This window comes from Xylella fastidiosa (assembly GCF_011801475.1).
GTDB lineage: Bacteria > Pseudomonadota > Gammaproteobacteria > Xanthomonadales > Xanthomonadaceae > Xylella > Xylella fastidiosa.
In genome coordinates, this window is record NZ_CP044352.1 from 580,276 (window position 1) to 603,643 (window position 23,368).

The window sequence follows — 23,368 nt, forward strand, 5'->3', positions numbered from 1 at the left end:
CCGCGGATTGCACGGGCGTTTTGGTCAGCCAGCTCATTTTCGTGCTTGCCAATCACCACTTACTATATGGGCAGATGTTGAGAGTGAGTCACGGCATGATGCGCAGGGCAGGTCTGTATGAAATTACTCAAGTACATTGCTAATCTTGGTTATGGGAGCCGTAAAGAGGTTGCCCGAATATTTAGAGAAGGCCGTATCACGAATGATGAAGGTGAAGTGTTGTATGCCGATGACCATGTACAACACACTGCGGTTCGTTTTGATGGTGAACCGTTGGATCCGCCGCCTGGATTAATGGTGATGCTGCATAAGCCTTCTGGTTATATTTGTTCGACCAAGGACGCGGGGCGCTTGGTGTATGACTTGTTGCCTGCCCGTTTCCGCTTGCGCTCCCCGTTGCTTTCCACGGTCGGTCGGCTTGATGGGGATACCAGTGGTCTGTTGTTACTCACGGATGATGGTGCACTGCTGCACCGGATGATCTCGCCTAAGACACATCTTCCTAAAGTCTATGAGGCGACACTCGTGCAAGCGTTGCGGGGAGACGAAGCAACGTTGTTTGCCAGCGGCACTCTCCTGTTGGATGGAGATACAAAGCCGTTGCAACCAGCAGTGTTGGAAGTACTGGGACCATGCCAGGTACGGTTGACGTTGTATGAGGGGCGTTATCACCAAGTGCGACGAATGTTTGGTGCAACCGGAAACCGTGTCAACACGTTGCATCGCAGTGCTATCGGTGGCTTGGTCCTGGATGGACTTCCGGAAGGGCAGTGGCGTGTGCTTGAAGCCCAGGATCTTGCGATGCTGTTTTCACAGGGGAGCCGATGATGGTGAGTGCTCCGTTGTCATTCATGCCCGAGGCGGTGATCTTCGACATGGATGGTCTGATGCTTGATAGCGAGCGCGTGAGCATCGAATGTCGGTGTCGCGCTGCGTTTGATCTTGAGCACCAAATTGAGCCGGATTACTGGTTGCAGATGGTCGGGGTGAGCGATATCGCTTGTCACGTGCAGCTGAGCGCACGCATTGGTGCTGTATCAGCGACAGCGTTGTTGGCCCGCAGCGATGCGTTATATGAGGCGGTGGTTATGAAGGGTGTGCCGCATCGGCCAGGAATCGTTACGTTACTGGAGTGGCTGTTCGCGCGTGGTATTCCGTGTGCGGTTGGTACGTCTACGCGGCGTCCGTTGGCGCTGCGTAAATTGAATACGGCAGGCTTGTTGTCGCGTTTCGATGTGGTGTGTACTGCGAGTGAAGTTGCGCAAGCTAAGCCAGCGCCAGATATTTATTTATTGGCTGCGCACACGCTTGGTATCGTTCCGAGGCGCTGCTTGGTGGTGGAGGATTCACCGATTGGGGTACGTGCCGCATTGGCTGCAGGTATGACGCCAATTCAGGTGCCGGATTTGCTGATGCCGGATGCTCAGGTAAGCGCGCTGGGGCACCGGATTGTGGCTTCATTGACAGAGGTGCAGAGCCTGTTGGAAGCGTGTTTTGATGTCTGAACATTCTTTTCGCGTCGTGTGTGGTGGATGTGATCGGTGGGGTTGTATGCTCTGTGTTGTGTATGTGTTGGTTTGTGAGTGATGTGGGTGTGTGCTTTAGGTAGTGTGGTATCGCCTTTGGTTCTGGATGTGCTCAGCCTGCTGGTGATCCTTTTTCCTCACTTGGGGTGTTGTGCAGTGTTATGTTGGTAGCAGTAGCAGTAGCAGTAGCAGTAGCAGTAGCAGTAGCAGTAGCAGTAGCAGCATGTTGCTGTTTGTTTCTGTATTGCGTTGCGCTCTTTGGTGAACATGTGTCGTACATGCTATTTGCTTGTTATCTACTTAGTTATGAGGGAAGTATCCATGAGGATGTCGGTTGTCCTTTTTTCTCATGTGTTGCTGGCCTCAGCGAGGTGTGCTGAAGGTCGTTTCCCATGATGTACATTTTAGAGTCGTGGTGATGCCCCATTGCGCTTGGTGTTGGTGGAGTCGACAGTTGCACGTTACGTTGAAATACTTGAGGTGCGCAGGCGCTAGCCAGGTTTCAATGTGCTGCCGCATGGGCTGGTGACATTGGTGCTGGTGGCACCCATTTGATGTTTATCCAGCTTGCAAGCGATGTGTTGCTGGACAGCGTATTGAGGTGACGCCGGAGTGTGAATATGGTGTACACATGTCAGTGTATTTTGAGGTGCATCCATTCAGTGTTACGCAGGCAGCCAAGATGGGGTGATAGATACGTGGGCCACTTTTAATGAAGTTGATGTAGTTCTGTGTGGTTCATTCTATTTGAGTGCCAGCAAGCACTTGTTGCCAGCCTGTGTTGCCGAGACGTTTGAGTGTTTGGATATTGCGCTGCACGATGACGTTTGGATCAGGGAATGCGGCTATCGCGTGATCCACGCTTTTCTCCCGCAGCAGGTGCAAGCTAGGGTAGGGAGAGCGGTTGGTGTAGTTGCTCATATCATCCGGTGCGGTGCCGTGGAATTGATATTTCGGGTGGAAGCTGGCCACTTGCAATATGCTCTGTAAATCTAATGTCTTGATGATCGCGTCGACATTGTCGAGGAAGTCGTTGTAATCAAGGAAGTCAGTCAAGACGTGGGGATGCACGATCAATGTGGTGTCGATGTGTTCGGCTGGTGTGTCGCGCAGCAGTAGTAATTCTTTTGCTAGATGTTCCAGTAGCGTTTCAGGTTTGGTTGCGTCACTCAGTACCAGGCGTAGCTGTTGTTTGATGTAAACGGCCTTGGCGAATGGGCACAGGTTCAGGCCGATGACAGCGCGTTCGATCCATTGGCGTGTCAGTGCGAGTGGGTCGGCAATGGTGGAAGTCATCTCGTAGGTTTGAGGCTGAGGAGTCGAAATTGTAGGAGGTCGTAAGCGGGCCTTGTTAGCGCTTGATGAGCGGGTTGTTGTCCGTATCGTCGGTATTTTATTTCGATGGGTTGGTTTCTTACTTTGAACGCTTCTGTGCTGTGTTGCGGTGCTTTGCATTGAAGCGGTGACGGCATTGGGTTGGTAGTAAGGGATGATTTATGTTGCGATTGATGTTCAGTGCGAGTGAATGTATGCAGAGGATGATTCACGCAAGTAACGGTCACTGGGCTTGTTTTTTTTCCGGATGTGGCATGGTTTGCTCTCCGACTTGATATGCCACCGTTGCAGTTTAGAGGGAATTCTATTGTGTTTTGGTGAGTGCTTGCGATGTAAGGGATAGCCGCACATAATAAGCGTCTTGCTATGTTAGGTCTGTACATTGGCCGCGGTTTGGGGATTCAGCTCCCTGACTGTTTTGTCGCAGTGTAAGTGTTTGATTCCCGATGCCGCGTTGTGCATTTCGTGTCGTCGGGGTTGCCGTCTCTCAGAGTATGGGGGACACCTTCAGAGCTCGACTGTGGTGGTCGGGCTCATTAACGATTGAGGTGCGCAATGTCACGCGTATGCCAAGTTACCGGCAAGCGAGTGCAGACGGGTAACAACGTCTCCCACGCTAATAACAAGACCCGCCGTCGCTTCTTGCCGAATCTGCATAAGCGCCGTTTCTGGGTTGCCAGCGAAAACCGCTGGGTTAAACTTCGTGTTTCCACATGTGCTGTGCGTACTATTGACAAGAATGGCATTGATGCTGTCCTTGCTGAGCTGCGCGCTAGCGGCGAGAAGGTTTGAGGAGTTATCCATCATGGCAGGCAAGCGCGACAAGATCCGCCTTATTTCTTCGGCTGATACTGGTCATTTTTATACGACTGACAAGAACAAAAAGAACACTCCTGGGAAGCTTGAGTTTAAAAAGTATGATCCTAGGGTGCGTAGGCATGTGATCTACAAGGAAGGCAAGATTAAGTAAGTGATTGTTTTTTATTTTTTTATAGATGCTATTTGTCAAGCGTCATTTCCGTTTTCTTAGTGTGGTGCGGTGCATTTTCTGTGCTGGTGGAGTCAGGTGCTAGTTGGTTGCTTTGTGATGACTGCGAAAGGTTCTGACATAGGGCCGCCCTGACTTTGTGCTGAGGAAAGTTCTTTGTAGGTTTGGATGGAAGGGACTTGGCTGTTTGCATTGGATTGGGTGATCCGTTTGGTTGCGTTGCTTTGGATCCCGGCACGAACCACCCCTAGTGCTGCGCGCAGCTGGTTGTTACTGATTGGTTTCGTCCCTGTGTTTGGCTTGCCACTTTACTTGGTGTTTGGCCATCCTTGGCTGTCACGTAAGCGTGTGTTGCGTCAGGCGTTGGCTTCTCATGTGATCCGTGAGTGGCAGCGTGGGTTGGGTGCATTGCGCTGGCAGCCTCAGGAGAATGGCGTCGCTGCGGAATTGGTACCTTTGGTGGAGCATCAGGGCGATTTTATGCCAACACGTGGTAACGCCTTGGATCTATTGGATGATTACCAAGCTTCGCTGCATTTGTTGATCAATGATATTGATTCCGCGTGCGAACGTGTGCACTTGCTGTATTACTTGATGTTCGATGATGCGGTGGGTGATGCGGTTGTGGCTGCATTACAGCGTGCTGCGGCGCGTGGCGTTTCTTGCCGATTGCTGCTGGATGCAGTCGGTGCTAAACGCGGTCTACGTGCCTATCAGCAGTGCCTTCGTGCCCATGGTGTGGAGGTGCACGCTATGTTGCCTGGTGGGTTGCGCTGGCGTCGCAGTGGGCGTATGGATTTGCGCAACCACCGTAAGATTGCTGTGATCGACAATCGGGTCGCTTATATCGGTTCGCAGAATTTGGCATGTCCAGATTTTGTGCCGCATTTCCCCAACCGTGAATTGGTCGCACGCGTGTGCGGCCCTGCGGTAAGTCATCTGGAGGCGGTGTTTCTCAGTGATTGGTTTGTTGAAACTGGTCAACGTTTGGGGATGCGTCCAGATGTTCCCATATGTGAGCAAAATGTTGCGGCCCAGCTAGTGGCCAGCGGTCCGGCTTACCCGTACGAGAATGCGCGTGATGCGGTGAATACAATGATCCATTTGGCACGGCGGCGTATTGTCTTGACGACGCCGTACTTCGTGCCTGATGAGGCCACACTCAGTGCGTTGCGTATTGCAGGCACATCTGGAGTAGACGTGCAGTTGATCCTGTCCGAGAGTAATAACCAGTTTCTGATGGCCTGGGCTCAGGAGGCGTACTTTGAGGAGCTGTTGCGCGCAGGAATCAAAATTGCGTTGTATCGTCCCCATTTCCTGCATGCCAAGCATCTGAGTGTGGATGATGATATTGCGTTGTTCGGATCGATTAATTTGGACATCCGCTCGTTCGCGCTTAACGCTGAGATTGGCATGATTTGTTACGACTCACGTATTGTGACTCAGTTACGTGAGGTGGAGAGTGATTATCTGGCCAATGCGCGCCAGCTTAATTTGGTTGAGTGGCAGCAACGTCCCGCTTGGCGTCGTAGCCGTGAGGGTATTGCACGCTTGGCAGATGCTCTGATGTAGGTGTTGTGGATGCGTGTCGCGTGCCGCTATTGCAATCTTGAGTTATCAGATTGCTGATGTTTGCGCTGTGGTCGTTGTCGGTGAGGTTGCAGGTGCGATGTCAGCACTGTAGCTATTTTATGTTGCAGTAAGTCCGTGATAGCTGTGCTTGATTGAATGATCTATGGCATTTTAGGGAGCGGCAAAGTCTGGTTTGCTTTGGATTGCTGGACGTGCGTGTGTTCAGATGAACATGGGCGGCGGCTATGTTTTCTTTAGTGCAGATGTTGCTTTGACGCACAGACACACAGTGACTGAAAAATAAGTTAGTTCATTAAAAGCACTCTTTAGGTTGGGATAAGTGTGCATAATTCGGTTCCATTGTTATTGCGGAGTTCTTCAATGAAGTTGTACATCATGCCAGGCGCTTGCTCTTTGGCCGACCACATTTTGTTGCGGTGGTCTGGTTCTTCATTTGATCTTCAGTTTCTCGACCATCAGAGTATGAAGGCACCTGAATACCTTGCTCTGAATCCTGCAGGTGCGGTGCCGACGTTACAAGTAGGTGACTGGGTATTGACTCAGAGTGTAGCCATTCTCAATTACATCACTGATATTGCTCCTGCTGAGCGTGGGTTGTCTGGTGACGGTAGCCTGAAAGCGCGTGCGGAGATCAATCGCTGGATTGCTTTCTCAAATTCCGACGTACATCCCATGTATCGGGCGCTTTTTGGAGGCACCACCTATTTGCAGGATCCACAAATGATTGCACTCAGTCAGGACAACGCTCGCCAGAAATTGCGTGTGTTGTACCAGCGTGCTGATGCACATTTGAAGCATCACAATTGGCTTGCTAACGGACAGCGTTCCGGTGCTGATGCGTATCTGTACGTCACGTTGCGATGGGCTAAAAAAGTCGGTGTGGATCTTTCTAGTTTGGATGCGTTATCAGCGTTCTTTGAGCGTATGGAGGCTGATCCCGGGGTGCAGGCTGCATTACAGGCGGAAGGGCTGATCTGATTGTTAATGCAAGGCGCGTCTTCGTGTGAGGGTGTTTTTGTGGCTGGTGTAGCGGCCAGTCTGAATGGAGTTTGCTGAGCAGTCTCAATCCAAGAATGTCAAAGCCTGGGTAAATCGGGAAGCAATGGGCCCCGGACATCAGTCGGTGCCCAATCGCTGATATATCTCAGTTAACGTAACAGATGCGTGATACTGGCACGCTCTTCTTCCAGTTCGGCCAGCGTTTTGTCAATGTATGTTTTGCTGAAGGTGTCAATGGGCAGATCTTTGACGATGCTGTATTCGCCATTGGTGGTCGTGACTGGGAAACCAAATATCATTCCCTCAGGAATGCCGTAGGAACCGTCCGATGGCACTCCCATTGTGATCCACTTGCCGTTGCTGCCAAGCAGCCAATCACGCATGTGGTCAATGGCTGCGTTGGCTGCAGAAGCTGCTGAAGACAAGCCACGTGCTTCGATGATTGCGGCACCACGCTTGCTGACGGTGGGAATGAAGCTGTTAGCGTTCCATGCTTGGTCGTTAATCGCCTCAATGATTGGAGTGCCATCGGCGGTGGCGAAACGGTAATCCGGATACATGGTTGGACTGTGATTGCCCCATACAATGAGTTTTTCAATGTTGGCGACAGGCTTACCTAGCTTGGTCGATAACTGGCTCAATGCGCGGTTGTGGTCGAGGCGCAGCATCGCAGTAAAGTGTTTCGGGTTTAGATCTGGAGCCGATTTCATTGCGATGTAGGCGTTGGTGTTTGCTGGATTACCAACGACCAGCACTTTGACATCGCGCCGAGCCACTTTGTTTAAGGCCGCACCTTGGGCGGTAAAAATTTTAGCGTTTTCCATTAGCAGATCTTTGCGTTCCATGCCAGGGCCACGGGGGCGGGAGCCTACCAGCAATGCGGCGTCGGCATCCTTGAATGCTATGTCTGGATTATCGGTAACGACCATGCCAGCCAGTAGTGGGAACGCGCAGTCTTCAAGCTCCATCATCACGCCCTTAAGGGCAGCCTGTGCTTTCTCGTCGGGGAGTTCCAGCATCTGGAGTATCACTGGCCTGTCTTTGCCAAACATTTCTCCGGCAGCGATGCGAAATAGCAATGAGTAGCCGATTTGGCCTGCAGCGCCGGTCACAGCAACACGAACAAGTGCTTTCATAGGATGTTTCCCTGTGCTCAATGAAGTGATCTAAAACTGGTGGGGTGTTGTGGGAAAACGGCAATGAAGTGTTGGATAGCATGTTCATACAACAAGTGGAACAAGGCTATTTTTGGTGAGAAAAATGTTAGATTAGGTGGCAAGGATCGAATTCCATTCGATGATGCGATCAGTTTTAAGGGCTAGTACGCCATCAGTATCGCCTTCAATTGTGATTTTGTTGATGATGTCGCCTTGGGCGATTGCATCCACCACATCCTGGCCATCAAGTACTTTCCCAAATACCGTGTGTTTGCCATCTAGCCATGGCGTCGCTACATGAGTGATGAAAAACTGGCTGCCATTCGTATTAGGGCCTGCATTGGCCATCGACAGTGAGCCGCGTTCGTGGCACATGCCATTATTGGTTTCATCTTCAAAGTGGTAGCCTGGACCACCGTGGCCGGAACCTTCGGGGCAGCCGCCCTGAATCATGAAATTGGCGATCACACGATGGAAGTTTAAACCGTCGTAGAAGCCGCGCTTGGCCAAATTAACGAAATTAGCGACGGTTAATGGGGTTTTGTCAGCGAATAGATTGATTTTGATCGGCCCTCGGACAGTGTCTAAATGAGCAATGAGGTGCATGAAGATCTTTTCCTTAAAAAATTAAGAATTTTCGCATGAATAAAGGCGTAGAATACACCCACGCAGCTTATTGCTACTCCCTTCTTTCTTCACGTTAATGTCGGTAGCAAGTTTGAAATAGCTTCGATTTGTTTGTATCTCGAGTGATTGTCCAACGCGAATTTAATCTAAACCGGTATAATCCTCATCCTTCTTACCCTAGCTTCCTTACGACGGGTGCAAAACTCCGGGTCGTTTCGCATGTCCATAGAAAATCTCCGTAATATCGCCATCGTTGCTCACGTTGACCATGGTAAGACCACTCTTGTTGATCAGTTGCTTAAGCAATCTGGGACTTTCAGCGAACGTGCCCAGGTGGGTGAGCGCGTGATGGACAGCAATGACCAGGAAAAGGAACGCGGTATCACAATTCTTGCTAAAAATACGGCAATCAAATGGAATGGTAACCGCATCAACATTGTTGATACTCCTGGGCATGCTGATTTTGGAGGGGAGGTTGAACGCGTATTGTCGATGGTTGATTCAGTCCTACTGTTGGTGGATGCAATGGATGGGCCAATGCCGCAGACGCGCTTCGTGACTCAGAAGGCTTTTGCAATGGGGTTTAAGCCGATTGTGGTGGTCAACAAGATTGATCGTCCTGGTGCTCGTCCGGATTGGGTTGTTGAGCAGGTTTGGGACTTATTCGACCGTCTCGGTGCTACACCGGAGCAGATGGACTTTCCGATTGTCTATGCCTCGGCACTAAATGGCTATGCCAGCTTGGAGTCAAGTGCGCGGGCGGGGGATATGAATCCGCTGTACGAAGCGATCATGCAGCACGTTCAACCGCCGCAAGTTGACCTGCATGGCCCATTTCAGATGCGTATCAGTCAATTGGACTACAACAGTTACGTTGGCCTCATTGGTATTGGTCGGATTCAACGTGGCAAGGTGTCTACTAACATGCCGGTGACGGTCATTGATCGCATGGGTAATAAACATAATGGTAAAGTTCTCCAGGTACTCGGTTTCCTTGGTCTGGAGCGTCATGAGGTTGAGGAAGCCCAGGCAGGCGATATCGTTGCTATTTCAGGTATTGAGTCACTCAGTATTTCCGATACCCTTACTGACCCAACGGCCCCAGATGCGCTGCCAGCATTGAGCGTTGATGAACCGACAATCAGTATGACCTTTCAAGTTAATAATTCGCCATTTGCTGGGCAGAAGGAATATTCGGGTGGGAAGTTCCTGACAAGCCGTCAGATCCGTGAGCGCTTGGCTCGCGAAACTTTACATAATGTTGCGTTGCGTGTTGAGGATACCGAGGATCCTGACAGATTTAAGGTTTCCGGTCGAGGTGAGCTGCACTTGTCTGTCTTGATTGAGACTATGCGGCGTGAGGGCTATGAATTGGGTGTATCGCGCCCGGAAGTCATCATCAAGGAAATCGATGGAATACTCCAAGAGCCTTACGAGCAGTTAGTCGTGGACGTGGAGGAGGAGCATCAAGGTGGTGTGATAGAGCGCTTGGGCACTCGTAAAGCTCAGTTGTCGAATATGGAGTTGGATGGTAAGGGGCGCGTACGTTTGGATTACATTATCCCGGCGCGTGGTTTGATTGGTTTCCAGACTGAGTTTAAAACCATCACTTCTGGGAGCGGCCTTCTGTTCCACATCTTTGATCACTACGGCCCGAAAGCTGATGGTCCGATTGCTAAGCGTATCAACGGTGTCATGATTTCTAATGGTCATGGCAAAGCACCTGGGTACGCTTTGATGGGTTTGCAAGAACGTGGGCGTTTGTTGATTGATGCTGGTGAGGATATTTACGAAGGCATGTTAGTTGGCATCCATTCCAAGGATAATGACCTGACCGTCAATGCACTTCGCGAGAAGCAATTGACAAATATTCGTGCTTCTGGGAAGGACGACGCAATCTCATTGACCCCGCCCATTAAGATGTCCTTGGAGCAGGCGTTAGAGTTTATCGAAGATGACGAGTTGGTTGAGGTCACGCCGAAGGCAATCCGGTTACGGAAAAAATATCTTAGTGAAAATGATCGCAAGCGTGCCAGTCGTACTGGCTGAAGAAGCGAGGTCATCAAGTGTGACTGACAAACCCTGTAATCCGGATTCGCACTCGCATTCGGGGCTTCACGCTATAGCCCTATTCGAAGCATTCAAGGGGGTGCTTACCTTAGTTGGTGCTACTGGACTAGAACTACTTGGTCCTTTGCCGCTTCAGAATATCGTCTCCAATTTGATTAGGCTTCTCCATCTTGATCCAGAGCATGGTTTCTTACCTTCTTTGTTGAAAATGATTGATCCCAATGCCGTGCATTTGGCTGCAGTTCTCATGTTGGCTTACGGGGTACTGCATCTGATCGAATTTTGGGGACTGTGGCGAGTTAAAGCCTGGGCCTCGCTCCTGGGATGCGTGTCGGCGGCGATCTACTTGCCATTTGATATCTATGCAATTATCCATCATCCCGGTTGGCCCTCTTGGAGTGTTCTGGCGATCAACTTGCTAGTGGTTGCAGTCTTGACGCGTGACTTGATTCGGCGTCGTTATGCCTCAGCGCTGCATTAACTGACATGTAGTTCAGTGTTCTTCCCTGTGTGGCAATATTTCATATGCGTATCAAACTGCTTTCTTAACTTATTCTTCATTAATGCGAATCGGTTATAAATTGCTAATCAAGTACGCGCATTACACGCAATAGCGAAGAAATGCAACAGCGAAGAAATAATCAAATTAACGAAAATATGAGTTGCACTGTTGAAAGAGAAATTGTTATAAATCCACTAATGAAAATTGTGATTTTAATCAATTGTGAAGGATTTGTTTCGCAAAGAAGTACTTGAGGCAAAGCGCACTAGTTGGCTTGGTGGTATCTCTTTGATCCAACCAATTAAAGCATGGTTGTTAGTGTTTGCATCCAGCGTTATGGCATTGTTAGTTGTGGTTTTTCTCTGCGTAGGGACTTACACTCGTAGATCCAGTGTAACGGGGCAGCTTGTTCCATCTAAAGGGCTTGTGACGGTAGTCGCACCTGCCACGGGTATGGTAAGCCAGATAAAAGTGTCAGAGGGGGCTAATGCACTTTCTGGGCAGATACTCGCATTGGTTACAGTGCCGCGGACTACTCTTGCCAGTGGTGATGCCATCAGAGCCTTGGAGCAACAGTTGCAGGAGCGGAAGCAGGGATTGTCGATGGGTCAACAAGCTCAGGCGCAAGTGCTATCTGCACAAACATCAGGGATTGAAGCGCAACTGAGTGCTGCGCAACGTGAATTGGCACAAATCGAAATTGAGATTGCGACTCGTCAGAAACAGATACAGATTGCAAACGAAACTTTGCAGCGTTTGAAGCAGTTAGAGGATGCGCGTTATGTGGGCACCCTCCAAATCAAACAACAGGAATCCACTGTACTGGATTACACGAGCCAGATGCAGGCAATGCAACGTCAAGCTATCATGACGCGACGGTCTATTGCTCAGTTGCAACAATCTTTAAGGGAATTACCGGGGCAGTATCAGAATTCCCAGGCAACCTACAGACGTGAACTGGCGCAACTGGAGCAGGAAAAGGTAGAAACGGAGGCGCGCGGTGCGCTTTCGGTTGTTTCCCCAATTGATGGAATCGTGGCTACCCAGATTGTCAAGTCTCAGCAAACAGTACAGGCGGGGCAGCCGATGTTGAGTCTGTTACCCGTGAATGGTGAGTTGGAAGCAGAACTTCTATTGCCGAGTAGCGCCATTGGTTTTATCGAGCAAGGGGATGAGGTCCGTTTACGTTACCAAGCTTACCCATATCAGAAGTTCGGGCATCAACGTGGTCAAGTATCCAGAATTAGTCGTAGTGCGTTGACTTCGAGCGAGCTTGCAGCATTAATCGGTAATACTCAACAAACCGAACCGTATTACCGCGTGATAGTGAAGCTTCCGCAACAGTCCATCACAGTCTATGGTCGGCATGAACCATTAAAACCTGGGATGCTCATTGATGCTGATATTCTTAGCGAGAAACGTCGATTAATAGAATGGATATTTGAACCATTGTACTCATTGCGAGGAAAGGTTAGTGATAATTGATTTTTCTATTGATAGTATTGATCTTACCTTAAATATATAAGTTATATGTATTTTTTGATACTTTTTCATTATATTATTTATATTAATCTTGGCGAATGAATGATATTCTTAGTTTCTATGGTTTGCGAGCAATATTTATTAATAATTAACGTTAATTTTATTTACTTCTAATCTTGTTATTCGCATAATGCAGTCTCTTGAATTAAATTATATTGGAATAAATTATGGGAATTGATAAAGTGCGTGAGTTGACAGTACGGGAAATCGAAAGTGTTGATGGCGGCGTTTATTTTTTAAATCTTAATTATAGATCTTTGGGTGGTTTGATTAGAACTCCTATGCTGACATTTTTTGGAATCGGAAATACAGCGATTGCTGTAAATTTTGGTCGGGGATCTTCCTTTTACATCAAGCCGACACTCAATATCGACACTGTGAATGCTACAAGCATCACCCAGGAAATAAATCAAGGGACTTGAATATTCCCGGTGCTATTTTGCAGCAGTTCTTACTAAATCTGAGGAAGGATGAGGAATCATTAAGGGAGGGGGGATTCGGAATGATTGAAACAAACGAATGTGTGATCTTCTCGCCCCTTATTTTCATTATCTTCCCAATAACCGCCCATGGAAATGAATCAAATGCGTGAGCTTGCTTTCCAAGAAATTGAAAACGTTGATGGTGCTTTTTTCTTCGTTATTTATCCTAAGAGTTTTTCCAACGGAACTGTTTCTTCTATTTCTTTTACAACTGGTTCTAATGTAACTGGGAACTCTGGATCTCTTACGTTGCCAGACCCTGTTGTCTCTGGACCTGTTTTATCTGGGATAGGCTTTTTCGGAACTGGTACTGGATTTTTAAGGACCTCCAGCCGGCATGTTTCTATTGGTACAGTAAATTTATATAATGTCATACAGAAAATAGATTTATAACCTCGCTTCGTCTGAAGCGATAATTGAGCCAATTTTAGAGTTTTTTATTTTCTTGATTTTATTAAAAGATGATTAAATTCGTTAATGTTTAAGGAACCCCATTTCAGATATATCAAACAAAGGAACATGAAAGCCTTTTTCTCCTGATTGGGTTCCTTCTTATTTTCTGTAATCCGCCCCTTTGTTTTATTGTCTTCTTAATAATCAATTATTGGAGTAAATTAAATGCGTGAGCTTGTTATGCAAGAAATCAGAAGGGTTGATGGCGGCATTTTTTTCTTTGTTTCCCCTAATGTCTCTTCTTCCAGTTCGTTTGACTCTTTCCCGGCTTCTGCTCTGACTCCCCCATTCAAACATAGTGGATCAAATGTAAGCCTTTTTGGATTTAACTTTGGGAGGATAGTTTCCCAAGATTTTTATGTCAGAAGTGTGAAAATTTATAATATAATACAAGAGTAAATTAATAAAAATTGAATCTATCATTGATTTCATGGTTGTCTTGCGCTAATCTAAAAATAATTATAAATTATTAGGGATAAAGGAGTCCATGAGGTTGCTCTTTGTCCCTTCTTTTTTTTATTTTTTAAATGCCTATTGGGGTTAAGTGAATGCGTGAAATTACTGTAAATGAAATGGAAAATGTTCATGGTGGTTGCTGCTGCGAAATTATTATCGGGGCGAGTATTCTTATTGGAGCTGTGGCTATAGGTCTACTCTCGCTTGCTGCTATAGGTATAACTGTACTCACAGTTGCTGCTATAGCTGTTGCTATGCATAATGATGCATGCAGCATTAGTTCTAGCCAGTGATTTTAGTTTGGGTCGTTACTTTTACTTAAGATGCTGTTTACTAACAATGTAAACAGCATCTCCTTGAAGAATATAAATTAACCAGCTTGTAGATAGGTGGGGCTTGGGAGCGCCATCGGGCGGTATTAGAAACTGATACCGTCCTTTATTTTTTATGGAAAATCTCTTTACTATTGTATTGTCTACTTGCGATAAGTTGAGAGGAAGCTTTAGTATGGATCATATAAAACGCTATTGATTACTTTAATGAAGTTCTTGCGTCACGTTTACGGATGTTACTCAGAATCTCCTTGAAGTATAAAATTTACCATATGGATTTAAAATGAGATCCGTTTTGCAATCTGAGGTCAGTGAGTGTGGTTTGGCTTCGCTGGCGATGGTAGCCAATGCGCATGGTAAGCATCTGACCCTATCCCAGTTGCGTCAGCGTTTTCCCTCATCTCTCAAAGGCGCCAAACTGACTCATTTGGTCCATATTGCGCAGCAGCTAGGCTTTTCTACGCGTCCACTACGCCTGGATATGGAAGATCTGGGTAAGCTTAAGTTACCTTGTATTCTGCACTGGGATCTCAATCACTTTGTAGTACTGGCAAAAGTTGGGACCACTAAGGTCACCATTTACGATCCAGCCATCGGCAAGCGCAAGCTTTCACTCAATGAAGTGTCAAAGTATTTCACTGGCATAGCGCTTGAATTGACAACAACGACCGAATTCAAGCAGCAGAAACCACCGCCTTCAATTTCAGCACGTCAGTTGACCGGTCCAATCCGAGGGTTGTGGAGGGCATTGGCGCAGATTCTGTTGCTCTCGTTGGCGTTACAGGTCTTTGTAGTGCTCTCGCCTTTCTACATGCAATGGGTCGTGGATCAGGTACTGGTCTCGGCTGATCGCGATTTGCTGGTGGTACTGGGGTTGGGCTTCGGATTGGTATTGTTGCTTCAGATCGCTATCGGTTTGTTCCGTAGCTGGTCGGTGATTTACCTGTCGTCAAGGCTTGGCCTGCAATGGATGGGTAACGTATTCGCACATCTACTGAAGCTTCCATTGGAGTACTTTGAAAAGCGCCATCTTGGAGACTTGACTTCTCGCATGTCTTCGGTGCAATCGATCCAGAAAACGCTGACCACCAGTTTTGTTGAAGCGATTATTGATGGGCTGATGACGCTCGTCACGCTTGGTTTGATGCTCGTTTACAGTTGGAAACTGGCGTTGGTAACCTTGGTAGCCGTGGTGTTGTACATGGTTATCCGTGCTGTTTCTTATTGGCCAGTACGTGACTGCACCGAACAGCAATTAGTCGTTGGAGCAAAACAGCAGACCCATTTGCTGGAATCATTACGTGGTATTCAAAGTTTGAAAGTGGCATGTGAAGAGTCTCTACGTCGTTCTACTTACGAGAATCTACTCAATGACACGGTTAACCAAGAAGTGCGGCTGGCACGCATGTCATTGGGTTTCTCAACTGCTAGTCAGCTTGTGTTCGGTCTGGAGCGTATTGCAGTGATCTGGTACGGTGCCACATTGGCATTGAGCAATGTGTTCTCGGTTGGCATGTTGATTGCCTATTTATCCTACAAAGATCAGTTTGCCAGTCGAATCTCTAGCTTGATTGATAAATGGGTTGAGTTCCGTATGTTGCGTCTGCATGGTGAACGCTTGGCTGATATCGTCTTGACCCCTCCGGAAGAAGATTATGAATTGCCGGAAATGCAGCTACAGAAAAAAGAACCAGATATTGAAGTGGAAGGATTGTCGTTCCGTTATGGTGAAGACGAACCATGGGTGCTGAAAGATTGCAGCTTCAAGGTTGCCGCTGGCGAGTCGGTGGCTATTATCGGTGCTTCTGGTTGCGGTAAAACGACACTGATGAAGTTGCTGCTTGGGTTGCTCAAACCTACCGCAGGTACCATACGTATCAGTGGGCGTGATTTGCATAAATTCGGTACACGCAATGTGCGTTCGATTGTTGGTGCGGTGATGCAAGATGACCAACTCTTTGCGGGGAGTGTTGCTGATAACATTAGTTTTTTTGATCCTGATTTCGACCTGGAGCGTATTGAAGCGGCAGCGAAGCTAGCCGCGATTCATGAAGACATCGCCGCGATGCCAATGGGATACCACGCGTTGATCGGTGATATGGGCAGTGCTCTATCCGGTGGACAGAAGCAACGTGTGATTTTAGCTCGTGCGCTTTATCGTCAGCCCAAGTTGCTGTTCTTAGACGAGGCAACGAGCCACTTGGATGTTATGCGAGAGCGTTTAGTGAATGATGCAGTACACCAGTTAAAACTAACCAAAGTCATCGTTGCGCATCGCCCCGAAACCATTGCGAGTACGGATCGTGTCGTGATCTTGGATCATGGACGTATCGTGCAAACAGTGGCGATGCCAGAAGATCGTGATGACTCAATCGAAATAGTGCATAACACGATACAGAGTACGTGACGATAGTCTCTTGCATTACTGCCTTAATATGGCAATTCAACTATTACATGCAATGGTTTGCAATCTTGGTTTTTTCAAGTATTGCGTGTGGTTTCATCGCGATATCATGTCTGTGGCATCTATATCCTTTAATTTCGGGGGGCGATTGGATCAGATGATAGATGAGTGGCCTACCTACCGGGTTTGCCACATACGCTATTGAATGTTTATGTTTTGCATGTAGCATGTGGTTCCTCCATGCTTCATGGATTCATATCAAAATCCTCTAGAACTATGCTCCTGTGTTTGTTTCATGGTTGTTGATTCTGAATATCTTCAACAGCGACACTGATGTTTATTTTTTGGGGTGTTTAGTGCTTGATTTATTTCTTGTTGATCGTTTTTTCTTTGGCAAGTGAACATCTTGGCATTAATTCAGAAGGTGATAACGCTGCATGTTTTGTGTTTAAACATGCGGTGAGTATTAAGTTCCATAGAATCCAGATCCAGGCTTAGTACCAAACAATCGATCCGACAGGCTTGTAAACTTGCATTCCTAATCTATTTCCCGTCTTAGCAACCACAACGATAATGCACTGAGTCCAGCAATGAATGTCAGCATGAGTGCATATGCTTTCCACAATGGTACGTCGCTATGGCCAAGCAAGCCGTAGCGGAAGGCATTGACCATGTAAAAGATTGGGTTCGCATAAGTGGCGGCCTCTGCCCAGCCTGGTAGCAGCTTCACTGAGTAAAATACGCCTCCGAGATAGCTCAATGGAGTTAGAACGAACGTCGGTATGATCGCGATGTCGTCGAAATTTTTGGCGTAGGTAGCGTTAATGAAGCCGGCCAGTGAGAAGATGATTGCCCCCAGTACAGCTGTGCTTAATGTCACTAGTGGGTAAGGTAGTCGCACCGGAGTAAAGTACATCGCGATGACCATCACGATGGCGCCGACCATCACCCCTCGTAGCACTGCTCCTGCGACGTAGCCCCATAGAATCACCCAATTTGGCATTGGACTCACCAGAAGCTCCTCGACGTGTCGGCCGAACTTGGCGCCGAAGAACGAAGAACTGATGTTACCGTAACTGTTCTGGATCACACTCATCATGACTAAGCCCGGTACGATGAAGTGCATATAGTCGAAGCCATCCATTTGGCCTACGCGTGTACCGATCAACTTGCCAAAAATTAAAAAATACAAGCCCATCGTAATGGCTGGTGGCACCAATGTTTGGCTCCAGATGCGTAATATGCGCCGCACTTCACGGCGGACAATGGTACTTAGAGCGGTCAGGTTGCGCTGAGTGTTGCTTGGTGTGTTTGTCACGGTAAGGATCGCATGCGGTAGTGGAATATAATTAGGGTATGGTTGCGTACGTTGGCATGCTTGCAGCGATGTTGCGGTTCTACGTGCTGGTCAAACGTATAAACAGCTCTTCCAGACGATTACTCTTCGTACGCATCGAACGTACCTGGATGTTAGCAGCGCTCAGTGCAGCGAACACCTGGTTCAGGTTCATCGCGCGCGGCATGCTTAAGTCCAACGTGTGATCGTCCAAAGCATTCAGCGTCGTGTCCTCAATGCTTGGCAGCTGCGCCGGTAATGTTCCGTCGATATCAAGAAGGAATCCCTCCACGTCCAATTTGGCGAGTAGTGTACGCATAGGTCCCTTTTCGATAATCTGACCACCGTTGATGATCGCTAAGTTACGGCATAGGCTTTCTGCTTCTTCAAGGTAGTGTGTGGTGAGCATGATTGTGGTGCCGTTAGCATTGATCTCCTGTAACACACGCCACATGTCCCGGCGAATCTCCACGTCCACACCAGCCGTAGGTTCATCCAGGATGAGCAAACGCGGTTGAGTCATCATCGCACGGGCAATCATCAAACGTCGTTTCATCCCGCCAGACAGAGTGCGACTCATTACATGTGCCTTTCCCCACAGGTGCGCGCGTTTGAGTTCAATCTCTGCAAGAGCCTCAGCTTTGGCGTACGGTATACCGTAGAAGCCGGCGTAGTTGATCAGAATGTCTAAAGGTTTTTCGAACAGGTTGAAGTTGATCTCCTGTGGTACCAGACCGATCAATCGTATGGCCGCACTACGCTCGTGTACCAAGTCAATGCCGAATACTTCGACACTACCGCTGCTTAAATTCACTAGAGAACTGACGATGCTAATTAAAGTGGACTTGCCGGCTCCGTTGGGGCCAAGTAAAGCGAAAAAGTCACCTGGTGTGATGTCCAGACTGATCCCTTTGAGGGCCTGCGTACCATTGCTATAGGTCTTGTGCAGGTTATACACGTGTAGAGCGGGTGTATTAGGGATAGTGGAGTTCAAACGTGATTCCTTGGGTGCCTGAGTGGAGGTATGGCGACGATATTGGCGCTGATTATATGAAGATGTAAGGGATTTGTCCGAACTATGGAGTGTTCCAAAACTCTACGTGACTGTTCAATATTTCCTGACACACTTGTTCTGACAATCTGTTCATGATTGTGTTTCCTATCACTTAACTACCGTTTTATGTCCGATAACGGCGCATCTCTGGATTGTCAGCATCGTGAGTACGTGCAGGTCTACTTTAGTGCATATCGATGGTTTTGGGGACTAAGTAACACAGAATGCCGACGATTGTTTAGTGGTCATTTGTGATGACACACTTCAAATATAATCCCCTCGTAATACACGTGATGTCAGAGACAAAAATCACGTGCTTTTTGCGATGCACAACAGATTTCTTTCCCAGTCTGCTACCTGTACTTGGTGTACAGATGGCCAATGTGTCTCCGCTGTGATTTTCTCAGAGCTATTATTTGAATGTGAGAGGTATTTCCAATAAATGATCGAAATTAGATTTTTTGCGTAGAGTGCGACGTATGGAACGTCTGTTCAGGGAAGTTTCTAATGCTTGATACGTTTGAAAGGATATCCATGTCGTTAGTGATTCTTTCTTTTTCTTGTTACTTATATTATTCTTGATGTGTATACGATTAATTAATTTGTATTTTATTTTAATTGAAAATACTGGAGGGTTGGAATTTATAATTTAGATACTTCTTATTTTTATTTAATAATTCTGCGTGAATTTTTATTCTTTATTGAATAATATGCAAAAGATTTTATTAAACCTCTTATCTGAAATTTCAGGATTCATTATGGTTAATATTTTCTAAGGAGCAAGGATGAAGGAACAAGATTTGATGGTAGGTATGAGCAGGATTATTCTCAATAACCTCTTCTTTTTTAGATGTGTGGTTGCGGTGTTCTCGGCACACTCATTGGTCATCAGTGGTGCTGTACATGCGGGGGTGCAGATCTCCCAGTCCCCATTACATGGTGGCGGCGACGTGCCAGGCAACCTGGCTATTGTTGCGTCTATCGAGTTTCCCACGGTGATTAGCGTGGCTAATCTGGCCGACACCTACACCCCAGGGGTGAGGTATGTCGGCTACTTCGATTCCAACAAGTGCTACAAATACCACTACAGCTCTCGGGAGCTGGATCGTTACTTCTATCCCGTTGCTTCTCCAAGGCCTCAAGCCAATTACGGTTGCAATACTACAGGCGGGGTGTGGGCTGGGAATTTTCTGAATTGGGCCGCCACCCAGACGATTGATCCATTTCGCTCCGCATTGACCGGTGGCTATCGGGTGCGTGACACCGCCAACGAAACCATTCTAGAAAAAGCAGTGATGGATCGTGCTTATCCTGGAAATTTCCCGCGTCGCACCATCGAAGGCTTGGCTCTTACCACTTCAGTGCCGGCGCAGTGGCTCCGTTTCCGTATGCGCATTGACGGTCTCGGCAACAGAATGCGGTTTACTCAGTTTCCCGGTTTATCGACAGATCCTTTAAATACGGAGGGTCAACCTTACGATCCTTCCAGGCATCCATTAAACAGCAATGATAGAGGCGTTTACGAAGTGAGCGTCAGAGTCAAAGTGTGCGATGCCTCGGTCGGCTTGGAGTCCAACTGTGTGGCCTATCCCAGTGGTTTCTACAAGCCCGAGGGGCTGGTCCAGGAATATTCCAAGCGTGTCCGCTATAGCGTTTTTAGTTACAAAAATGACGACTATTACTTGGACGATGGCGGTGTTCTGCGTGCCCGCCAGAAGTTTGTTGGGCCTAAAACCTACTATCCGGAGCAAGGCGAAAAAACCAACCCCCATGCCGAATGGCATCCTCGAACTGGCGTCCTCTATGACAATCCCAATCCTGAGGATGCTAAGGCGACTACTCATCGGGTGGGTCGTACTATCGGCAATTCCGGGGTGATTAACTATTTGAATAAGTTCTCTCAGATGGAGACCGGTAAGAACACGAAGGGGTTCGATCCTGTCAGTGAGCTTTACTACACGGCATACCGTTATTTTAAACGCCTGGGCAATGTCCCGGAATATTCGGTATTGACGGGTTCTGTGAATGAAAAGTACCAGCAGGCCGATGCGTTTCCGGTGATTACCGATTGGGATGACCCGATTCGTTATGCCTGCCAGAGCAATGTTGTTCTGGGAATCGGCGATACCCACACCAATTTCGATAAGAATCTACCTGGGAATACCAACACAACCGGAGAGCCTGTCAAACCCCAAGCGGTCAGAAATGACAGAAGCATTGACGTGGTCAAGCGCATGGCGCAGATCTTCCAGATGGAAGGCATGAGACAGCAGGATGCCATGACCTCGGCTTTGGCACCTTCATTCAACTTTCTAGTGCCTGGCGCCGGAAACAACTCAGCCTACATTGCCGCTCTGGCCTACGATGCCCATACCAAGGACATGCGTCCTGATCTTGAAGGGGATCAGCTGCTCACAACACATTGGGTGGATGTGGTGGAGGGGGGGGATTACAAAATTCCAATATCAACCAACCAATACTGGTTGGCCGCGAAATATGGCGGATTTCAAGTGCCTGCCGGTTACGATCCGGATAAGACAGTTAACCCCCTGTCTGAGGCGACTTGGTGGACCAACGGCGAGTACGTCAATAACGATCTTAAGGCCAATGCCAAGCGGGCGGACAATTTCTACGTTGCCGCCGACGCGGAAAAGATGGTAGCCAGCCTCAAACAGGCCTTCTCGCGCATCGTTGCCGAGATCAAGGGGGCAGGGACGGGACTGTCTAGCAACAGCGCTAGACTTGAAACCGGTGCGGTTACCTACCAGGCACAATTTTTCAGTGGCACCTGGCGTGGTGATCTGATCGCCTATCACGTAGATAAAGTGACCGGCGCGCTCACCCCATTTTGGAACGCCAACTTCCCGGCATGGGAACAGCGTGTTATCAAGTTTGCCAATGCCACCACACTGCAAGACTTCACCAAAAAAAATCTAGGCCAAACCGCGCTGGCATCGGCGAGTGCGCAGCAGATTAATTACCTGCGTGGTGATCGCAGCCAGGAAGGCAATGTGCCCGGCAAACTCCGCATCCGCAGCGGCATCATGGGAGATATTGTCAACTCCCAACCGCTCTATGTTGGTGCCCCCAATGGACGGCTGTACACAACCGCGAACTTCACTGGGGCGAGCGCCTATGCCGCGTTCGCCGCCCAGCAGGCCAACCGGGTGCCGGTGGTTTACGTGGGTGCCAATGACGGCATGTTGCATGCCTTCGATGCCAATACCGGTAAAGAAATATTTGCATTTGTGCCTCGTGCGGCCATGCCCAAATTGCTGGAGTACACCGATCAGAACTACGTACACCAGTACTACGTGGATGGTGAACTGACCGCCGCTGATATTTACGATACCAAGTTGGGGTGGCGCTCGGTGCTGGTGGGGACGTTGGGTCGAGGCGGCAAAGGTCTGTTTGCCTTGGATGTGACCGACCCTTCCAATATTCGTTTGCTGTGGGACAAAACGTCCGCGGATATTGGCGGCTTGGGGAATACCTTGAGCAAACCGATGATTGTGCAGACCTCCGATGGCACCTGGTCGGTATTGCTTGGCAATGGTCCAAACAGCACTGCGGATAACGCGCAACTGATCGTGATGAATCTGTTGACCGGTCATGCAGCCCAAGTGCCCGTTAGCAAGACCTCAAACAATGGACTGTCTGGTGTATTTCCCTGGTCCAGCCAGAGCAACGGCATTACGGATCGCGTGTATGCAGGTGACCTGCTGGGCACGTTGTGGCGCTTTACTTTTAGCGATAACGCTTGGAAGGTGGTGCCGCTGTTTACTGCCACGTATCAAGGGAAGGCACAGCCGATCAGCGCAACTCCGCTGGGGGCCATTGAGCGCTCCACGGGGCGGATGTGGATTTTCTTTGGGACAGGGAGAGTGTTGTCTTCGCATGATATGGATAACAAGGAGGTACAGAGCTGGTATGGCCTGATTGACCAGGGAACGACGATTTCTGGGCGTACTGGGCTGAGCCAGGTACAGATTGTTGATGAGGGTGTAGTCAATGGGTATGCCGTGCGTACGGTTTCTGATCCTAAGAATATAGGTACTGATGGCTGGTATATGGATCTGATTTCGCCGAAATCCGGTAAGCAGGGAGAACGGATGATTGTGTCCAACATGTTCCGTGGAGCGGCGTTGATCGGGACCACTCGTATTCCGGATAACAGCGACATTTGCAAGCTCAGCGGCAGTGGGTTTGTCATGGCGATCAACCCATTCACTGGTGGCCGGTTGGGTCAATGGTTTTTTGATCTCAACACTGGTGGTGGCAGTGGTGGTGCGTTGAATGGTAATCCAGTGTCTGGTGTGGGTGTGAGCAGTGCGCCGAATAGCCCTGTATTTACCGGCAATATCATGCAAATAGGAGCGGATGACGGTACGGTTACGTCGTTGAAGACGCCCTCCAGCGGAGGCCTCAATATAAACCGTGTGTCATGGCGTGAAATCTTGAGGCCGTAATCCACAAAAAAAGAGATGGATAGAGACGCTCCAAAATTCGGAT

At 48.3% G+C, this 23,368-nt stretch carries 20 protein-coding genes; 15 read left to right on the forward strand and 5 right to left on the reverse strand.

Annotated elements, in window-relative coordinates; genetic code table 11:
* The first annotated feature begins 117 nt into the window (after positions 1 to 117).
* Together F7G16_RS02515 and F7G16_RS02520 are read left to right on the forward strand one after the other, a co-directional pair.
* Positions 118 to 828, forward strand: coding sequence for a pseudouridine synthase (locus F7G16_RS02515; protein ID WP_004090194.1), 711 nt, complete (start codon positions 118 to 120; stop codon positions 826 to 828).
* The gene (locus F7G16_RS02520) at positions 828 to 1,505 is read left to right on the forward strand and encodes an HAD family hydrolase (protein ID WP_004090195.1); all 678 of its coding nucleotides are present in this window, start codon (positions 828 to 830) and stop codon (positions 1,503 to 1,505) included. The genes F7G16_RS02515 and F7G16_RS02520 overlap by 1 nt, the downstream gene beginning before the upstream one ends.
* A gap of 759 nt (positions 1,506 to 2,264) precedes the next feature.
* Here F7G16_RS02520 and F7G16_RS02525 read toward each other — a convergent pair.
* Entirely contained in the window at positions 2,265 to 2,822 is a 558-nt protein-coding gene (locus tag F7G16_RS02525) for a DUF1415 domain-containing protein (RefSeq protein ID WP_004090196.1), read from the reverse strand.
* Positions 2,823 to 3,416: 594 nt separating this feature from the next.
* Here F7G16_RS02525 and rpmB point away from each other — a divergent pair.
* The 4 genes from rpmB (at position 3,417) to F7G16_RS02545 (ending at position 6,420) form a co-directional block, all read left to right on the forward strand.
* Positions 3,417 to 3,653, forward strand: a complete 237-nt coding sequence (rpmB, locus tag F7G16_RS02530) for a 50S ribosomal protein L28 (protein WP_004086565.1) — start codon at positions 3,417 to 3,419, stop codon at positions 3,651 to 3,653.
* Between the two features lie 10 nt (positions 3,654 to 3,663).
* Entirely contained in the window at positions 3,664 to 3,831 is a 168-nt protein-coding gene (gene rpmG, locus F7G16_RS02535) for a 50S ribosomal protein L33 (RefSeq protein ID WP_169710113.1), read from the forward strand.
* A gap of 186 nt (positions 3,832 to 4,017) precedes the next feature.
* Positions 4,018 to 5,421, forward strand: a complete 1,404-nt coding sequence (gene cls, locus F7G16_RS02540; protein WP_004090198.1) for a cardiolipin synthase — start codon at positions 4,018 to 4,020, stop codon at positions 5,419 to 5,421.
* Positions 5,422 to 5,802: 381 nt separating this feature from the next.
* Entirely contained in the window at positions 5,803 to 6,420 is a 618-nt protein-coding gene (locus tag F7G16_RS02545) for a glutathione S-transferase family protein (RefSeq protein WP_011097659.1), read from the forward strand.
* A 170-nt stretch (positions 6,421 to 6,590) separates the two neighbouring features.
* Here F7G16_RS02545 and F7G16_RS02550 read toward each other — a convergent pair whose 3' ends face one another.
* Positions 6,591 to 7,577: a malate dehydrogenase gene (locus F7G16_RS02550; protein WP_004090203.1), complete on the reverse strand. Its 987-nt coding sequence runs from the start codon at positions 7,575 to 7,577 to the stop codon at positions 6,591 to 6,593.
* A gap of 132 nt (positions 7,578 to 7,709) precedes the next feature.
* On the reverse strand, positions 7,710 to 8,204 hold the full coding sequence (locus F7G16_RS02555; protein ID WP_004090205.1) for a peptidylprolyl isomerase: 495 nt from the start codon (positions 8,202 to 8,204) through the stop codon (positions 7,710 to 7,712).
* A 240-nt stretch (positions 8,205 to 8,444) separates the two neighbouring features.
* On the opposite strand from F7G16_RS02555, the gene typA reads away from it, so the two are divergent.
* The 8 genes from typA (at position 8,445) to F7G16_RS02595 (ending at position 16,469) form a co-directional block, all read left to right on the forward strand.
* Positions 8,445 to 10,274, forward strand: coding sequence for a translational GTPase TypA (gene typA / locus F7G16_RS02560; protein WP_004090207.1), 1,830 nt, complete (start codon positions 8,445 to 8,447; stop codon positions 10,272 to 10,274).
* Between the two features lie 19 nt (positions 10,275 to 10,293).
* Positions 10,294 to 10,776: a DUF2127 domain-containing protein gene (locus F7G16_RS02565; protein ID WP_012382473.1), complete on the forward strand. Its 483-nt coding sequence runs from the start codon at positions 10,294 to 10,296 to the stop codon at positions 10,774 to 10,776.
* Between the two features lie 243 nt (positions 10,777 to 11,019).
* The gene (locus F7G16_RS02570; RefSeq protein WP_011097661.1) at positions 11,020 to 12,282 is read left to right on the forward strand and encodes an HlyD family secretion protein; all 1,263 of its coding nucleotides are present in this window, start codon (positions 11,020 to 11,022) and stop codon (positions 12,280 to 12,282) included.
* A 224-nt stretch (positions 12,283 to 12,506) separates the two neighbouring features.
* Positions 12,507 to 12,761, forward strand: a complete 255-nt coding sequence (locus F7G16_RS02575; protein ID WP_011097662.1) for a hypothetical protein — start codon at positions 12,507 to 12,509, stop codon at positions 12,759 to 12,761.
* Between the two features lie 147 nt (positions 12,762 to 12,908).
* A complete protein-coding gene (locus F7G16_RS02580; protein WP_004090215.1) occupies positions 12,909 to 13,214 on the forward strand; it encodes a hypothetical protein in 306 nt (101 codons plus the stop codon).
* Between the two features lie 225 nt (positions 13,215 to 13,439).
* Complete coding sequence (locus F7G16_RS02585) at positions 13,440 to 13,673, forward strand: hypothetical protein (protein ID WP_004090218.1); 234 nt, start codon at positions 13,440 to 13,442, stop codon at positions 13,671 to 13,673.
* Between the two features lie 149 nt (positions 13,674 to 13,822).
* Positions 13,823 to 14,023 carry a hypothetical protein gene (locus tag F7G16_RS02590; RefSeq protein WP_004090220.1) on the forward strand — a complete coding sequence of 67 codons (201 nt, stop codon included), beginning with the start codon at positions 13,823 to 13,825 and terminating at the stop codon, positions 14,021 to 14,023.
* Between the two features lie 322 nt (positions 14,024 to 14,345).
* Positions 14,346 to 16,469: a peptidase domain-containing ABC transporter gene (locus F7G16_RS02595; protein WP_004090222.1), complete on the forward strand. Its 2,124-nt coding sequence runs from the start codon at positions 14,346 to 14,348 to the stop codon at positions 16,467 to 16,469.
* 535 nt (positions 16,470 to 17,004) lie between these two features.
* Here F7G16_RS02595 and F7G16_RS02600 read toward each other — a convergent pair.
* Positions 17,005 to 17,784, reverse strand: a complete 780-nt coding sequence (locus F7G16_RS02600; protein ID WP_011097664.1) for an ABC transporter permease — start codon at positions 17,782 to 17,784, stop codon at positions 17,005 to 17,007.
* Between the two features lie 79 nt (positions 17,785 to 17,863).
* Complete coding sequence (locus F7G16_RS02605; protein WP_004090226.1) at positions 17,864 to 18,796, reverse strand: ABC transporter ATP-binding protein; 933 nt, start codon at positions 18,794 to 18,796, stop codon at positions 17,864 to 17,866.
* Positions 18,797 to 19,641: 845 nt separating this feature from the next.
* Between F7G16_RS02605 and F7G16_RS02610 the strand changes: the two genes are divergently transcribed.
* Positions 19,642 to 23,325, forward strand: a complete 3,684-nt coding sequence (locus F7G16_RS02610) for a pilus assembly protein (protein ID WP_140161835.1) — start codon at positions 19,642 to 19,644, stop codon at positions 23,323 to 23,325.
* The last annotated feature ends 43 nt before the right edge of the window (positions 23,326 to 23,368 follow it).

Coding starts and splice junctions, on each gene's coding strand:
- F7G16_RS02515 (WP_004090194.1), top strand. CDS start 118: ATGAAATTACTCAAGTACATTGCTAATCTTGGTTATGGGAGCCGTAAA.
- F7G16_RS02520 (WP_004090195.1), top strand. CDS start 828: ATGGTGAGTGCTCCGTTGTCATTCATGCCCGAGGCGGTGATCTTCGAC.
- F7G16_RS02525 (WP_004090196.1), bottom strand. CDS start 2,822: ATGACTTCCACCATTGCCGACCCACTCGCACTGACACGCCAATGGATC.
- rpmB (WP_004086565.1), top strand. CDS start 3,417: ATGTCACGCGTATGCCAAGTTACCGGCAAGCGAGTGCAGACGGGTAAC.
- cls (WP_004090198.1), top strand. CDS start 4,018: ATGGAAGGGACTTGGCTGTTTGCATTGGATTGGGTGATCCGTTTGGTT.
- F7G16_RS02545 (WP_011097659.1), top strand. CDS start 5,803: ATGAAGTTGTACATCATGCCAGGCGCTTGCTCTTTGGCCGACCACATT.
- F7G16_RS02550 (WP_004090203.1), bottom strand. CDS start 7,577: ATGAAAGCACTTGTTCGTGTTGCTGTGACCGGCGCTGCAGGCCAAATC.
- F7G16_RS02555 (WP_004090205.1), bottom strand. CDS start 8,204: ATGCACCTCATTGCTCATTTAGACACTGTCCGAGGGCCGATCAAAATC.
- typA (WP_004090207.1), top strand. CDS start 8,445: ATGTCCATAGAAAATCTCCGTAATATCGCCATCGTTGCTCACGTTGAC.
- F7G16_RS02575 (WP_011097662.1), top strand. CDS start 12,507: ATGGGAATTGATAAAGTGCGTGAGTTGACAGTACGGGAAATCGAAAGT.
- F7G16_RS02580 (WP_004090215.1), top strand. CDS start 12,909: ATGGAAATGAATCAAATGCGTGAGCTTGCTTTCCAAGAAATTGAAAAC.
- F7G16_RS02585 (WP_004090218.1), top strand. CDS start 13,440: ATGCGTGAGCTTGTTATGCAAGAAATCAGAAGGGTTGATGGCGGCATT.
- F7G16_RS02590 (WP_004090220.1), top strand. CDS start 13,823: ATGCGTGAAATTACTGTAAATGAAATGGAAAATGTTCATGGTGGTTGC.
- F7G16_RS02595 (WP_004090222.1), top strand. CDS start 14,346: ATGAGATCCGTTTTGCAATCTGAGGTCAGTGAGTGTGGTTTGGCTTCG.
- F7G16_RS02610 (WP_140161835.1), top strand. CDS start 19,642: ATGAAGGAACAAGATTTGATGGTAGGTATGAGCAGGATTATTCTCAAT.